Below are 13821 nucleotides of genomic sequence, written 5' to 3' on the forward strand. Positions count from 1 at the left end.
CAAACCCACCCTCACACACACCGCACGCCCTACGCCCGGCCCCGCGGCCGCTCTACGATGAACGCCAGGTCCCGCTCGCGGCGGCCCCCGCACACTGCCCCGCCGCCACCCCGATGCGCGCGAGGCAGCACGACACACACACGCCAGGCCACACCTCCCACAAGGAGACGGCCGACGAAGGAGGGGCTGGAGCCATGAGCTCGCTGTTGACCGCAAGCGACCTCACCCACGAGCAAGGGGTGGTGTGGCTGGAGGACTCCGAGAACCTCGACTACGTCCGCCAGGCGTTGGACAAGACCAAGCGCCGCAACACCAAGCCCCCCTACGCCCGCGACGGACGCATGGTCGGCTACGCCGTTCTCGACGACACCGCCGAGCCCGACCCCGACAGCGGCCTGTACAAGCGCCGCGTCCTTTTCGTCCTCCCGCATGACCGCGACAGCCACCCAGACGGCGTCTACCGCGAAGGCGCCCCCGGCGAAGCCGTTGACCCCCGCACGATCGAACCCAAAAAACCCGGCGCGAAAACCCCCCGCTCCCAACACGGCCCCGCTGCCGTAACCACAGCCTGACAACCCCACCAGACGCCGACGGCGACCGAGATCCGCCGACGTTCTCAGTGCGGTCCTCCGGCCGATCGTTCAGGAGCGAGTGCAAGTCGGCGTCGAGGTGCGGCTGGTGACTCGACGCACGGGATTGAGCAGCCCGCTCAAGCCCGTGCAGTGATCGGACGCCTCCGAGGACGAGAGACCATGCCGGAGCGGAACAAGCAGTTCGGCCTGTACGCCGCCTGGCGTCCGCGGCCTGCCGGTCGGTCAGGTTCGCCGCCTTCTGCAGCACCGTGACCAGCGCAACGCGGCGCGGGGACCAGCCCGGCTTACCCGCCCGGCCGAACGCCTCGGCGAACGCCGCGTCCGGGGAACAGTTCGCCCAGCAGATCACGCACCTGCACCGGCAACGGAACCTCCCGTCGGCCCTGGTAGATCGCCCGGATCGCCGCAGCTACCTGCGGATCCGGCTCCGGCCAAGGCCGCGGCTGCGCCGACACCACACACTTCGATGCGCCGAGAAGCGAAGAGACCGTCATGATCCCATCCACCGGCAGTTGGCGTCAGTCAACTCGCAGGCAAGGAGACGTACTTCAGATTGGCCACCAAGATCGGGCAGGGCTGACTGCGACGGCGGTCAGAAGGCTGCCGGCGCCTCTCCGGCCAGCTCAGCGACCTGCGCCAGCACCGCCTGCACCACAACCGTGTCGGCCGTGAGGCCAGGGTCGAGAGAGGCGAGCACGGCGCGGGCGACGTCCGGGAGCATGCCGTCGGTCCGCGGCAGCCCGGCGGCGTCCTTCACCGGCGTACTCAGGCCCCGAAGGTGGCACACCCAGGCGGCCAACACGCGTGTCGCGCCCAGTGGCAGCTCACCCCGTTTCCGTTCGTGGCGCAGCGCGGGCAGGATACGGACGGGCAGTTTCTGCGAGCCGTCGGCGGCGATCTGCGCCAGCGCGTGCCGGATCCGGGTGTTGCCGAAACGCTCCAGCAGTGCGGCCCGGTACGACATCAACTCCTCGTGCGGGAATGTGAGGTGTCGGCACGCCACGTCCCACCACTCCTCCAGCCAGGCGCGGCAGACAGGATCGGCGACCGCCCCGGCGACCGTTTCGTGGCCGCGTAGCGGTGCCGCGTACGCCAGTAGGGAGTGAGCGCCGTTGAGGAGCCACAGTTTGCGTTCCTCGTACGGCGTCACGTCGTCAGTGAACGTCGCTCCCGGGACCTCCCAGAGCGGCCGTCCGGCGGGGAAGTCACCGCTGATCACCCACTCGGTGAACGGCTCGGTGACCACGGGCGAGGCGTCCACCAGTCCGGTTCGGGCCAGTACGGCGGCGCGGTGCTCCCCGGTGGTGGCCGGAGTGATGCGGTCGACCATGGTGGTGACGAAGGAGGCGCCCGTCATGACGGCCTCGACCGCTCGGGGACGGCCGGTCCGCTCGGCCATCTCACGGACCACCCGCTCCAGTACCCCGCCGTTGCCGGGCAGATTGTCACAGGGCACCAGTGCGACCGGGTCGAGGCCGGCGTCCAGGCGCGCCTCCAGGCCGGCCACCAGCTTGCCGACAGCGGTACGGACGGGCGCCGCGGGGTGCTTGCGCAGCGTGGCGAGGTCGGCGCGCACCTCGCCGCGATCGATGTCCAGCCCACCGTCCGTGCCGCGGAAGTAACCAGCTTCCGTGACCGTGAGGGTGACCACCGCGAGCTCTGGCTGCCGCCAGCGGTCGAGCCATGCCGCGTGGTCCGCGCCCGGATGTACGGCGGACAGCGTGGCGGGTACGTCGAACCGGTCGCCGTCCGGGCCACGAGTGATCAGGGTGTAAAGACCGTCCTGTGGGCCGAGAACCTCGGCGGCGTTGGGCCGACGGCCGGTGAACGCTGCGATGCCCCACTCTTCGGCGTCCGGGGCCCGATCGGTGTACCAGGCCTGGTGGGCGCGGAAGAAGTTGCCCAGGCCCAGGTGCACGATCCGCACCGGTCCGGCGGGCCTGACGTCGTGCGTCGCGCGTGAGAGACGGCGGGCTGCGGGGGAGGGCGTGCTCACCGCTCGAACGCCTTTCGCGGCGTGCCGGCCACGCACGTGACGGCGGTCTCCACATCGTCGTCCTCGTCTGGGCGGTGCCCGGCGCCCCGTGCGGCCGGTTCACCGCCGGCCATGCCCGCTTCGGCGGGCCGAAGTCGGCCCCAATACAGTTGCAAGGCAAGTGAGTCACACGGCATACCGAGGAGTGTCGGCCTGCACTCGGACTTGGCGCAACCGGTTGCATCAACTTGGCCCGGTCTCTTGCCATGAGCGTCCCTTGGGCGGCATCGTGCCGCCATGGGTGACGGCGCGAGCATGACCTCACAGCAGGCTTCCGGTCCCACCGTGGCTGCCATGCGGGCCGCCCGGACAGGGGGAGCCGAGGCGGTACTCACCGACGCACAGGTGACGCGGTTCGTGACAGAGCAGCTGTCCGGTGCGGGACTGGACGGGCGGAGTGTCTGCGTCGTCGTCCCCGATGCCACGCGAAGCTGCCCGTTGCCGCTGTTGCTGACCGCCGTGCATGGCGCGCTCGCCGGGCGGGTGAGCCGGTTGACCGTACTGATCGCGTTGGGGACCCACGCCGCCATGGATGAGGCCCCACTGGCCAGGCACCTCGGTTACCCCGAAGGCGGCCTCGCGGCCCGTTACCCGGGCATGACCGTCCTGAACCACGAGTGGTGGGACCCGGAGACCTTCGTCTCGCTCGGAACGATCTCCGCCGACCGGGTCGGCAGCCTCTCCGGCGGACTGCTGCGCCACCCCGTCGACATCCGCATCAACCGCGCCGTCACCGACCATGATGTCGCCCTCGTCCTCGGCCCCGTCTTCCCGCACGAGGTTGTCGGTTTCTCCGGCGGAAACAAGTACTTCTTCCCCGGCGTCGCGGGCGCAGACATCATTGACCTCTCGCACTGGCTCGGCGCCCTCATCACCAGCGCCGACATCATCGGCACCCGCGGCGTCACCCCCGTTCGCGCCCTGATTGACGAGGCCGCGGCGCTGATCCCCAGCCGTCGCCTAGCCCTCTGTGTCGTCGCGCGATCCGGCAGCGCCGCACTGCACTCGGTCTCTTTCGGTACGCCCGAGGACGCCTGGGCCGCAGCCGCCGAAGTCTCGGCCGAGACCCATGTTCGCCATCTCGACGCCCCCGTCGGTCGCGTACTGTCGATCATGCCGGAGAAGTACGAGGACATCTGGACCGCGGCGAAGGGCTTCTACAAGCTGGAGCCGGTGGTCGCCGACGGCGGTGAGGTCATTCTCTACGCCCCGCACATCACCGCCATTTCCGAGATGCACCCCGAGATCGCCGAGATCGGCTACCACTGCAGGGACTACTTCACCAAGCAGTGGGACCGCTTCAAGGACCTGCACTGGGGCGTTCTGGCCCACTCCACCCATCTGCGCGGCGCGGGCACGTACGACGAGGAGCACGGCGAACGGTGCCGCGTCACCGTCACGCTCGCCACCGGTATACCCGAGGACGTCGTCCGCGGGGCGAACCTCAACCACCTCGACCCCACATCGGTGGACATCGCCGCGTACCTTGCAGACCCGGACACCCTCGTGGTCCCGCAGGCCGGAGAGGTCCTGTACCGGCTGCGGCCGGACCACGACGACGCGGCGTGAGGGCGGGACCGTGGAGGGATCGACCGGCGGGGGTGTCGCGGGTGTGGTCACCGGGACGCTTCCGTCCCTGCCGGGCCGTCGACTCCTTGATAGAGAGGTGGCCCCGCACATGCCGAAGGTCGGCCACTCACCTCGATTGCGATGGAGGGCACGATGACGACACAGAAGACACACCGACTCGAGGGTGCCGACGCCGAGGCGGCCGACGCGGTCGCGGCACTGCTGAGGGACGCCGCGCCGCTGGGTGTCGCCTTCTCCGGCGGTGTGGACTCCTCCCTTCTCCTCGCCCTGGCCATCCGTGCCCTCGGCGCCGACCGCGTCGTCGCGATCCTGGGCGTCTCGCCCAGCCTCGCCGCCGACGAGCGCGTGGCAGCCCATGACGTGGCCGCCTTCCTCGGTGCCCGCATTGTGGAGATCGCCACGTACGAAGGGGAGTCGGCGGCCTACCGCGTCAATGGCCCGGACCGCTGCTTCCACTGCAAGGCGGAGTTGTTCAGCCGAATCTCCGACGAGGTCGTCGCCGCCCATGACCTGGCCGCGGTCGCGTACGGCGAGAACGCCGACGACGCCCGCCGTCCCGACCGGCCCGGCAGCCGTGCTGCCCGCGACCATCGGGTGCTGCGGCCGCTCGCCGACGTCGGCTTGGACAAGGGCGCAGTCCGCCGTCTCGCCCGGGCTCTCGGGCTGCCCTGCGCCGACAAGCCGGCCGCGCCCTGCCTGGCCTCCCGCATCCCGCACTTCGAAGAGGTCACGCCCGCCAAGCTCGGTCAGATCGAACAGGCCGAGAAGGCCTTGCGCCGGCTCGGCTTCAGCGACTCCCGGGTCCGCCATCACGGCGACATCGCACGACTCGAACTTCCCGTCGACGAGATCGCCCGCGCCGTATCGCCCGACCTGCGCGACGCCGTCCTGGACGCGGTGCAGGCGGCGGGCTTCCGCATGGTCGCGGTCGACCTGGCAGGCATCCAGTCCGGCGCGTTCACCCTGCCGCTGGTGGGCGTGACAGGAGGCCCCGGCCGTGTCTGAGACCCCCACTGGCCCGCCCGTACCACAGGATCCGGCCGAGGACCGCGGCGTGCCGCTGGAACTGGCCGCCGTTGCCGAGCTGGACCACGACCGGACCCGCCGTCGCGGCTACCCGGAAGCGGTCTACTGCGAGGGCAAGACCGCCGCGCAGGTCGCCGCCATCGCTGCCGCCGTACGGGACAAGGGTTCCGGCCCGGCCACCCTCTTCACCCGGGCGGGCGGCGAGCACGTCAAGGCTGTCCTCGCCGAACTGCCCGACGCCCACTACGACACGGACGCCCGGCTGCTCGCCTGGCCGCCCACCGCGCCGCCACCCGACGGCGGCACGGTGGCCGTCGTGTGCGCCGGCACCTCCGACCTGCCCGTGGCGTGCGAGGCGTTGCTGACCGCGCGGTACCTCGGCCGCCCCGCCGAACTCATCGTGGATGTAGGGGTGGCGGGCCTCCATCGTGTCCTGGGAAAGCTCGACGTGCTGCGCGAGGCACGGGCGGTGGTGGTCGTGGCGGGCATGGACGGAGCCCTGCCGAGTGTGGTGGCCGGGCTGATCGCCGCACCCGTCGTCGCGGTACCGACGTCCGTGGGCTACGGCGCCGCGTTCGGTGGGCTGGCCCCGCTGCTGACCATGCTCAACGCCTGTTCACCAGGTGTCGCGGTGGTCAACATCGACAACGGCTACGGGGGAGGGCACCTGGCGGCTCAGATCGCCGCCCCGCCCAAGGACTGACCGGATCCCGACCGGGGCCGCCGGCCGACGTCGCGTCACCCGGGGTCCGGCGGCAGCTTCGCACCCGGTACCAGCCCCTTCGCCACCGCTGCCGCGCCGGCGGCCTCCAACACGGTGATGACAGGAAGCCCTTGAGCCGCGGCCAGCTCGGCAACGTCCTCGAACTCCGGTGTTGCCCGGACGATGGTCCCCTTCCGGTGGGCGACCTTGACCGGCACGGTTTCGCGGCCCAGCACCGTGACCTTCACCCACGTGCGCTCCAGCACGGTCCTGAGTACGGCCGACTCGCGCACCCCGATCGTGCTGGTCTCCCGAAACACCCGCTCGCGCAGCGCCGCGATCCGCGCCCGCGGAGCCAGCACCCGCAACGTGTGTGCCGGGCGCCCCTTCTTCATCAGAATCGGCACCAGCCAGGCGTCCGATGCCCCGTCCGAAAGCAAAGAAGCGAGCACACCGGGCCACAGTCGCGGATCCAGGTCGTCGATATTGGCCTCCAGAACCACATCGGTCGCTTCCGGGACTTTTTCAGGGCCGCTCGGTACGGGCGTACCGAGTACGACCCGTACGACGTTGGGCCGGCCCGGCGTGTCCTTCGTGCCCGCGCCCATGCCGGTCCGCCGCACGCACAGCGCGGGCAGCCCGCCGCAGTGTTCGGCCAGTGCGGTCACGAGGGCCATGCCGGTCGGCGTGGCCAGTTCACCTTCGCCACCGCTCGTCACCTGCCATCCCATGGCCAGTTCAAGAACCGCGGGCACCGGCACCGGCAGGTCTCCGTGCGCCGCCCGCACCCGGCCGGACCCGAGGGCGACCGCGCTCGCGGTGAGCCGCGTGACACCGAGGTCGTGCAGCGCGGCACACACCCCCACGACGTCGGCGATCGAGTCCCAGGCACCGACCTCGTGGAAGTGCACCTCTTCGACCGCCACGCCATGCACCCGCGCCTCCGCCTCAGCCAGCCGGCCGAACACGGCCAGCGCCCGGTCCTGCACGCAACCGGGCAGTCCCGCACCACCGATCAGCTCCCTGACGGCTCGCCAGGTGCGATGGGGATGGTCTTCGATCAGCGGCTCGACCTCGACCTTCGTGGCGCGCAGCCCGGCGCGATGAACGTGCTTGTGCGACAGTCGTACGGTTCCGGGGATCACCGCGTCGACCGCCGCCCGCACGACCGCCGGCTCGGCACCGGCGTCGAGCAGGGCGCCCAGCAGCATGTCTCCAGCAACGCCGGCCGTGGCGTCCAGCCAGGCCTCCTGCTGGCGCGCGGTCACAGGACGGCCCCGCGACGGCAGGGGGAGGGCAGCACACGCATGCCGCACAGCCTACGGGCCGTTCCTCCGCTTCCGCGCCCCCTGCCCGGGGCAAGGGCTGGGACGCAGCGGCCGCGCTGATGGAGATTCAGGTCCATGACCACAGGACGGTGCTCCGATGCATCCGTCGCGACCTCCGGGGCACCGACCACCGATGATGTCGGGGAAACAAACCTCGGCGGAAGCCGCCTCGGCCTCCTCGCCTCAGCGCGTGACCTGCTGGTCGCCGTAGCCCCGATAGAAGTCGGAGTTGCCGTACCGGACCAGGTTGACCTGCTCCTGGAGCGTGGCCGTGAAGTCACGGCTCTGGAAAATCTTCGTGCACGAGCCTATGAGCTCGCCGTAGCTGCCGGATGCGTTCGGTGAGCCGTACGGCGAGCGCCGGCGCCCCTGGCCCGGTACGCCGAGGGGCGGCCACCGGTGAACCGGGACCGCCGCCTGACGGGATGTTCCCTGGCTAACCGGTCTTGGGCAGCGGGAACAGGGCCAGGTCGGTGCCGTGCATGCCCCAGGTGGCCTTGCCGTTGGGGGTGAAGTTGAACATCGGATTGTTGTACCACCCGCGCGCGACGTTGTCGTAGAGAGTGGTCGGCTCCCCGCCCGGGGAGGTGGGTAGCTCGCAGATGTCGTTGGTCCAGTGCACCCAGGAGAAGACCCGGCCGTCGAGGCCGTTGAACTGGCCGTAACCGCCGAGATCGCCCTCCATCACGATCGTGCGGGTCGTCAGATCGTAGGCAAACCAAGCCCCGCGCGGCCTGCGGGCCATCGCGTACAACAGGTTGCCGACGACGTGGATGCTCTCGTAGGACGCCCAGTCAGGCTTGATCTCCTCGCGCCACAGCAGTTCCCGGGTAACGATGTCAACAGCGGCCACCTGCGCCGTCGGACGCAGCGGACCGGGTGTGACCTCGCCGTAGGTGTCGCCGACGATGTACGCCGTCCTGCCCGACACCGCGACGTCCATGACGCTCTGCTCGGGCAGGTACTCCCGGTGCACGTCGAAGCGGTTCGTGGCCAGGTCCACGAAGGTCAGCGCCCCGGTGTGTTTGGTGGTCGCCGGACTCGACGCCACCAGCAGCTGATTGCGGCGCGAGTCGACGTGGATCCGCCGCGCCCGCAGCTGCTCGTGGCCCAGAGTCCCCACGACGGTGATGTCGTGCCGGTCGGGGCCGATCGCCACGATCTGCGTGCTCGGGTACAGGCCTGCGTACACGGTGCCCCGGGCGCCCTCGGCCAGCGACTTGGGCTCGCCGTTGATGTCGAAGCGGACACTGATGCCGCGCTCGGGCCGGTGGACGGTCATCGCGTAGTGACCCGCGACCCACACCGTGCCCCGACTGTGCAGCAGCATCGACTGCACGACCTCGGGATAGCCGAACCCGCGGGTCGCGCTGTGCCACACAGTGGGGGTGCCGCCCGGGGCCATGCGCCAGATGTGCCCGAGGCCGCTGACCCCGATGAGACTGCCGTCGGCTTGCGGCGCGAGCAGCGCGTTCTCGACGTCCTGGATCGGCTGGCCGACCTTCTCCAGGCCGGTCCCGGTCACCTCGTAGACGTTGCTGGTGAGCCGCGCAAGCGCGTAGACCTTGCCGTCGTGCCCCACCGCCACCTGGTCGATGTAGCGGTCCTCCGCGGGGATCTCCCGTGAGACCCGCTCCGATCCGTCGGCACGGAACGAGATGAGCTGGCGCCCGCTGGCGACGTGGATCACCTTGTCCCGGACCGCGAGATCGAGGATGCCGACGGGCGAGTCGCTCAGGTGCGCCGTGAGGTCGACCGGTGTGCCTCCGGCCTTCGGCCAGAGCAGCAGGGCTCCCGGAGCGGCGGAGCCGGCGTAGACGTACTCGTCGTCGACGTCGAGCGCGGTGGCGTACTGCGATGTCGAGACCCGGCCATACGTCTCGATCGTCGCGTCCGACAGCCGGATCCGCCGGACCGTGCAGTCCGGGTACGTGCCGGTGTAGAGGTAGCCGCCGTCGACCACCATCTCGTAGGACCACGTGGTGCTCGTGCCCGGCTTGGCCCACGCCAGCAGTTCCTTCGTCCGGGGGTCGAAGCGCCACACGTGGGCGCTGCCGGCGGGGCCGATGTACACATACCGGTCGTCGGCGGTCATCTTGTTCCCGCCCGAGCTGGGGATGTCGAGATCGTCGACGGCCCGTGTCGCGCCGGTGGTCGCGTCGAACTCGGCCAGCCGCAGCTTCTGTTCGGGGGTGTTGAAGCGCGACGCGATGAACACGCTGTCGCCGATCACAGCGGCACCGCGGACCGCGGACGTCAGTGACGCGGGGCCGAAACCGACCGGCGTGAGGCTCTTCTCGTCGGCGAGCGCCGGAGCGGGGCACCACAGGTCACCGCCGACCGTCAGCGCGGCTCCGGCCAGTGTGCTGCCCGCCAGAAGTGATCGGCGACTCAAGGCCATGGCGAACTCCATTCAGTTCAAAGGACATCGGGAGGTGCGCATCGGACATCGAGGTGTTCGGTCAGGGCTTGTACACGTAGAGGTTGGTGCTGTCTCCGAAGAAGATCTCGCCGGTGGGCGCGAGCGCCGACACCTTGGCGTTGGTGGCCAGGATCGTCACCGCGAGCGTCGCCGGGTCCACGCGGAACAGCTTGTTTCCGGCATTGCCGTAGATCCGGCCGTCGTCGTGCCGGTGCAGCTTGCCCAGCCGTCCCCAGGTGTTGGTGTCCGGCAGACCGACGTCGGCGGCACGGACCACGGTGCGGGTCCTGAGGTCGAACTCGAACAGCACACCCGTGCTGCTCATACCCCACAGCCGGTGCCGGTCGACGAGCAGCGAGTGGATGATCTCGTCCCCGGGCACCGGGACGGTTTCGAACACCTTCTTCCGGGTGCGGGCGTCCCAGATGAACAGCACCGCCTCCGTGGCCTTCGGTGTCGTGCTCAGCCCGCCGTGCACGGACGTGCCGCCGAACACGAGCGTGCCCCGCGTTGCCAGGGCCGTGACGCTCTGGTCCTGGACGACGTTGCGGTGCACCTCGACATTGCCGTCGAGGTCGGCAAGGACGAGGGCACCGCCGAGGGTGCCGTAGTTGGGCACACTGCCGAAGACGAGCTTGTTCCCCACGCTCACCACGTCGAACATCCGGTCCTGCTCGTACGCGCTGTAGCGTCCGATGCTGAACAGCTGCGCGGGCCTGGTGCCCCAGTCCCATGGATCGGTCGCTCCCGTGTAGGCCACGGCGTTGGGGTAGCTCGTGACCACAATCCTGTCTTGGTGCGTCACGATGTGGTCGGCCTGCTCGGGCCCGGAGAGTTCCTCGATCTCGTACGTGGACGTCGACACCCGCGCCATGACGCCCGAGCTGAGGTAGGCACCCGTGTACACCTTGCCGTCCGGGCCGACGCCGATGCTGTGGAGGGTGGCGGGGGACCCGAGCGGCAGGCCCCGCACGGTGATGCCCGCGCCGGTGTCCAAGTCGTAGCGCCAGATCACCCCCGTATTGGCCACCCCGACCGCCTCACGGCGCACGGCGCCGCCGGAACCCGTCTCGATCACGTCTACCGAGCGCGTGCCCGCCACGCGGTCCCCGATGGCGCTGCCGGCCATCCCGGTGGGGGAGGAACGGCGGGCGGCGGTGTCGTAGGCATACAGCTCGCCGTCACTGACGTAGTAGAAGCGCCCAGCGGAGTCCACGTCACTGACGACGCCGTTCGCCCCCAGCGTCTGGTGGATCGAGTCCGGCGGCAGCCACCGGCGTCCGGCGATGTCCCACACGAGCGTGTTGACGTCACCCAGGGGCGGGTTGACCGTCACGAGAGCGATGCCGCCCCGGGCGCGCACCCCGTAGACGTAGGTGGCGCCGGAGGCGAACTCGCCGGGCAGCGGGATCTCGCTCTTGGCGCCCGTGACGGGGTCCAGCTCGATCAGGTGGGCCGTCCCGATTCCGGTGCCCACCCAGAGCTTGCCGCCGACGAGGTCGAAGCCCCAGGCGTACGCGCCGTCGGTCACGACGGAGCCGTAGTCCCGCACCGCCTTTGTCGACGGGTCGTAGGAGAACACCTTCGCGTGAGGATAGGTGCAGCCGTACAGGACGCCGGACGCCGGGTCCACGATCAGCGTCCTGAGCATCGTCTCGCCGGCGACGCCCGTCGCGACCTTCTCCACCGTGCGGGACGCCGGCACGTACCGCAGCAGCCGTCCGCTGGACGGTGCTCTGACGCTGAAGTACACCGTTCCGTCGGGATGCTGGACCAGGGAGGACGCCACGGTGTCGGGACCGCACGGGAAACCGTCGATCCGCTCCCCCGTGTCCAGCCGCAGGACATTGAAACTGACCGGGTTGCCGTCGCTGAAGGCGAACAGCACAGGTGTCCCGTCCGGCATCCGGCCCGTTCTGGCGAGTCTCACGTTGACCGTCCGCATGGCCACGCCCAGGTCCACGATGTCTCCCACCGATTGGGCGGCGTCCGCGGGCCGTGCCCCGGGGCCCACGATCCCGAACGCGGCGGTCATGGAGCACGCGCCGATACCGCCGAGCAGGCCTCGCCGGGACATTGGGGCCCGACTGCTGTGTTCGTTCATTGCCGTCTCCTCCATCACACGTGGGTCGGCCGGTCACCTCTGCCGGACCGTGTCCGGACCGGGGCGCACGGCCCCGGTCCGCTGTGCGGTCGGCCGCTCACCGCGGCCGCACCGGCGTCCCGGTGCGCGCCGACCGGTAGACCGCTTCGATGAACGCGACTGCCGCGCGGGCCTGGGCCGAAGTGACCAGCGGCCGGCCACCGGTCTTCACCGCCGTGACGAAGTCGTCGAGCTGGGCCATCGGCTGGTCGACCGGCGCACCGTCGAAGGCCGGTGCGGGTCCGCTCGACGAGTCGAAACGGGTGAGCCTCTCGTCCTCGACCACCACGCAGCCGCCGTTCCCGAACACCGCGTACCGGATCGGGACGCCGTCGTAAGCGGCTGTCGTGGCCAGAAAGGTCAGCAGCACCCCGTCCCTCAGCCGGGCGGTGATCGTGACGGTGTCCTCCACCTCGATGCGCTCATGGGCGAGCAGTCCCGCGTGCGCGTACACCTCGTCCACCTCGCCGAGCAGCCACAGTGCCAGGTCCACCAGATGGACGCCCTGATTCATCAGGGCGCCGCCACCGTCCAGTGCCCAGGTGCCGCGCCAGGAACCGGAGTCGTAGTACTCCTGCGAGCGCCACAGGGGCACCTCGACGGTGGCGGAGGTGACCTTGCCGAGGTGTCCGTCGCGTATCGCGCGGAACACGAACTGGTTCTCCGCCGCGAACCGCCGCTGGCTCGCCACGCTGAGGACCTTCCCGGACCGCTTCTCCGCATCGAGGATCTTGTCCGCGGCCTCGACGGTGACCTCGATGGGCTTCTCGAGCAGCACGTGCTTGCCCGCATCCAGTGCGGCCACGGTCAGTTGGGCGTGCAGACCGCTGGGGACCGCGACGATCACTGCGTCGATGTCGTCCCGGGCGAGTAAGACGTCCAACGGGTCCGCGGTGACACCCCACCGGGCGGCCTCCGCACGGGCGGTCTCGGCGTGCGCGTCCGCCACGGCCACCAGGACCGCGTCGGACGTCCCGCTCGACAGCCGCTGTGCATGGGCCCTGCCGATGATGCCGGCACCGATCACGGCGACGCGCAGCGGGTTTCCGGACAGGGGCATGGTCAGTCCTTTTCGTAGAGGGTGTTGGCGGACAGCGCGTCGGTGACCGACTGCAAAAGCACGATCGGGGACAGCAGACCGGCGCGGTCCTTGAGCGGCTCGCCACGGTCGCAGGCGTCGATGAAGCGGGCGAGCGGCGGCGCGGTGTAGTCCGGGGGCAGCGTGAGGCCGGCGGAGCGGACCCCGCCGGTACCGGTCACGGTGGCATGGAAGGACGTCTGTTCCCCGCCGGCAGGTGTGACGAAGGCGAAGGTGAGGAAGACGTCCGCGGCGCGTGTCACGGCGACGACCGTGTCCCCGTGCCGGCTGACGGTCGTGGTCGCCGAGCCAGGTGCGACGATCGGGTCCCCGAGCAGTTGCAGCGCGGCCTCGACCAGGTGAATGCCGTAGAAGAACAGGCCCGCGTACTCGCTCTCGGGGTCCGCCGGGCCGGACAGGGCGACATGGCGGATCGCACCGCACTGCTCGGCCGCCTCGGTGAGGACCTGGATCCCGGGGACGAACCGCAGCGCCGAGCCGGACACGAGCGGCACGCCGGCCTGTTCCGCGGCGGCGACGAGCGCCTGCGCGTCCCCGACCGACGTCGCCATCGGCTTGTCCACGAACACCGGAAGCCCGGCCCGGAGCAGCGGCTCCGCCTGCTCCCGGTGGGCCCTGCCGTCGCGGCTGCACACGATCGCCGCGTCGACGTGCCCGATCAGATCGGACGGGTGCTCGACCACCAGATCGATGCCGCCCGCCCCGCACAGCGCCTCCTCGCGTCCCGTCCGCCCGCCGACGAGGGCGGCGACCCGGTTTCCCGGGTGCCGTTTCTCGACGTTGAGGAACCGGACGAAATGTTCGGCATGCGAGTTCTCCGTGCCGATGATACCGATGCGCCTGACGGACATGAGTTCTCCGGAAGTTGGGATACGGGGTGGT

The 13821-nt window shown here is 70.3% G+C and carries 10 protein-coding genes; 4 read left to right on the forward strand and 6 right to left on the reverse strand.

What is annotated here, in order from left to right; translation table 11 throughout:
- Positions 1–194: 194 nt before the first annotated feature.
- Complete coding sequence (locus tag ACFU8W_RS41615) at positions 195–572, forward strand: DUF6009 family protein (protein ID WP_384049352.1); 378 nt, start codon at positions 195–197, stop codon at positions 570–572.
- A 613-nt stretch (positions 573–1185) separates the two neighbouring features.
- Here ACFU8W_RS41615 and ACFU8W_RS41620 read toward each other — a convergent pair.
- Complete coding sequence (locus tag ACFU8W_RS41620) at positions 1186–2589, reverse strand: mannitol dehydrogenase family protein (protein WP_384049355.1); 1404 nt, start codon at positions 2587–2589, stop codon at positions 1186–1188.
- A 294-nt stretch (positions 2590–2883) separates the two neighbouring features.
- Between ACFU8W_RS41620 and ACFU8W_RS41625 the strand changes: the two genes are divergently transcribed.
- From ACFU8W_RS41625 to larB, 3 genes are all read left to right on the forward strand, one after another.
- Positions 2884–4197, forward strand: a complete 1314-nt coding sequence (locus ACFU8W_RS41625; RefSeq protein ID WP_384049358.1) for a lactate racemase domain-containing protein — start codon at positions 2884–2886, stop codon at positions 4195–4197.
- A 153-nt stretch (positions 4198–4350) separates the two neighbouring features.
- On the forward strand, positions 4351–5223 hold the full coding sequence (locus ACFU8W_RS41630) for an asparagine synthase-related protein (RefSeq protein WP_384049361.1): 873 nt from the start codon (positions 4351–4353) through the stop codon (positions 5221–5223).
- Positions 5216–5947, forward strand: a complete 732-nt coding sequence (gene larB, locus ACFU8W_RS41635; RefSeq protein ID WP_384049364.1) for a nickel pincer cofactor biosynthesis protein LarB — start codon at positions 5216–5218, stop codon at positions 5945–5947. Before ACFU8W_RS41630 ends, larB begins: the two co-directional genes overlap by 8 nt.
- A gap of 35 nt (positions 5948–5982) precedes the next feature.
- Here larB and larC read toward each other — a convergent pair whose 3' ends face one another.
- The 5 genes from larC to ACFU8W_RS41660 form a co-directional block, all read right to left on the reverse strand.
- Entirely contained in the window at positions 5983–7215 is a 1233-nt protein-coding gene (larC, locus tag ACFU8W_RS41640) for a nickel pincer cofactor biosynthesis protein LarC (RefSeq protein WP_384049367.1), read from the reverse strand.
- A 496-nt stretch (positions 7216–7711) separates the two neighbouring features.
- Complete coding sequence (locus tag ACFU8W_RS41645) at positions 7712–9676, reverse strand: twin-arginine translocation signal domain-containing protein (protein ID WP_384049369.1); 1965 nt, start codon at positions 9674–9676, stop codon at positions 7712–7714.
- A gap of 61 nt (positions 9677–9737) precedes the next feature.
- Entirely contained in the window at positions 9738–11801 is a 2064-nt protein-coding gene (locus tag ACFU8W_RS41650) for a hypothetical protein (RefSeq protein ID WP_384049373.1), read from the reverse strand.
- A gap of 97 nt (positions 11802–11898) precedes the next feature.
- Positions 11899–12900 (reverse strand): Gfo/Idh/MocA family protein, encoded by a 1002-nt coding sequence (locus ACFU8W_RS41655; protein WP_384049375.1) that lies wholly within the window; start codon positions 12898–12900, stop codon positions 11899–11901.
- 2 nt (positions 12901–12902) lie between these two features.
- The gene (locus ACFU8W_RS41660) at positions 12903–13790 is read right to left on the reverse strand and encodes a Gfo/Idh/MocA family protein (RefSeq protein WP_384049378.1); all 888 of its coding nucleotides are present in this window, start codon (positions 13788–13790) and stop codon (positions 12903–12905) included.
- Positions 13791–13821: the final 31 nt, after the last annotated feature.

The organism is Streptomyces sp. NPDC057565, from assembly GCF_042801455.1.
In the GTDB taxonomy this organism is placed as follows: Bacteria; Actinomycetota; Actinomycetes; order Streptomycetales; family Streptomycetaceae; genus Streptomyces; species Streptomyces yanii.